The sequence below is a fragment of the Pseudomonas sp. ES3-33 genome (assembly GCF_000952175.1).
GTDB lineage: Bacteria > Pseudomonadota > Gammaproteobacteria > Pseudomonadales > Pseudomonadaceae > Aquipseudomonas > Aquipseudomonas gregormendelii.
Genome location: NZ_JZRI01000075.1, coordinates 1 through 824, shown reverse-complemented (window position 1 = coordinate 824; position 824 = coordinate 1). Strand labels below are relative to the sequence as shown.

Sequence of the window (824 nt, the reverse complement as noted above, 5' to 3'; positions counted from 1 at the left end):
AGTGTTCAATATGCTGGTCCTATTAAGTCAATCACTAGGGCTCTTGAAGGTTACAGATGGCTTGGTCAGACAAAAGACATGAATGGTGGAGTGGTTTTTGAACCTTATATAAATACTCGTTTCGGTAAAAATGACACTGAAACGGGTGGGGCTATAATGGTAAAAGCTACTTACTACATTTATGATAAGCCGGTTAAAGAAGCTTTGATGATTGCACGCCAAAGTGAAATTCCGGGGTTTGTCGAGTTTTACGGATATGAATCGAGAGAGCTTCAATTGCACATCAGAATGGTTGACTCTGATACATTCCAAGCCTTTTCTAGTGCTGACCAATATCGCAAGCCAGAAAAGTTGATGACTTATAAGAAAGTTGAACAGTTTAATAAAAGTCAATATAAGAGCCAGTTAAAGTCAGCACAAGAAGACGGGACTTTTTATTAATAATGGTTTAAAAAATGAAAAGGCTAGCTGGATGATGTTTTTTGATTCCATCTTGGTTCGATGTTTTGATAAATTTAGCAATAAAATGGAGATTTAATATGGTCGGGATTATAAATTTTGTATTTGCGTCGCTGATTGCAACTTTTTCGCTCGCAGCATCAGCAGAAACCTTTGAGCGAGTTGAGCTTGATAAGGATAGAACCAGTGTTCAATATGCTGGTCCTATTAAGTCAATCACTAGGGCTCTTGAAGGTTACAGATGGCTTGGTCAAACAAAAGATATGAATGGTGGAGTGGTTTTTGAACCTTATGAAAACACTCGTTTCGGTAAAAATGACACTGAAACTGGTGGAGCCATAATGGTAAAAGCCACTTATTACCTT

General features: G+C 37.7%; 2 protein-coding genes. Both read left to right on the top strand.

Translation table 11 applies throughout. From position 1 onward, the window contains the following. Nucleotides 1–441 (top strand): hypothetical protein (locus tag UB23_RS29775; RefSeq protein ID WP_160298064.1); only part of this gene is annotated, 441 nt, incomplete at its 5' end. 98 nt (nucleotides 442–539) lie between these two features. Next, nucleotides 540–824, top strand: a 285-nt coding sequence (locus UB23_RS14525; protein WP_045060013.1) for a hypothetical protein, incomplete at its 3' end; no start/stop codon positions are given.